This window comes from Phytoactinopolyspora endophytica, assembly GCF_004138495.1.
Lineage (GTDB): Bacteria > Actinomycetota > Actinomycetes > Jiangellales > Jiangellaceae > Phytoactinopolyspora > Phytoactinopolyspora endophytica.
The window spans coordinates 31,785-32,085 of the sequence record NZ_ML142859.1 but is presented as its reverse complement, the minus strand read 5'-3'; the positions used below and the strand labels follow the sequence as shown (position 1 = coordinate 32,085).

Below are 301 nucleotides of genomic sequence, written 5' to 3'. Positions count from 1 at the left end.
ACGCGCCGCGCTACGCGGGATGGGCGCGGCCGTGGACAACAAACGCGCGAAGAAACGCGCCGAGAAACGCGACCAGGGCCGCTGGCTCGATGTCGCCGCCACCTTCGAAGGCGCGGTGTCCATCGATGGTGTCCTCGGCCCGGAAGACGGCGCGATCGTGCAGACCGCGATCGACGCCCTGGCCACACCGTCAGGCCCCGACGACACCCGCAGTGCGGCCCAGCGCCGCGCGGACGCACTCGTCGAGCTATGCCGCCGCCAGCTGAACTCCGCCTCGCTGCCGACACACGGCGGCGAGCCC

At 72.4% G+C, this 301-nt stretch carries 1 protein-coding gene; it reads left to right on the top strand.

Translation table 11 applies throughout. The features are described from left to right. On the top strand, positions 1 to 301 hold a 301-nt coding region (locus ELR45_RS20295; RefSeq protein ID WP_205856942.1), incomplete at both ends, for a DUF222 domain-containing protein.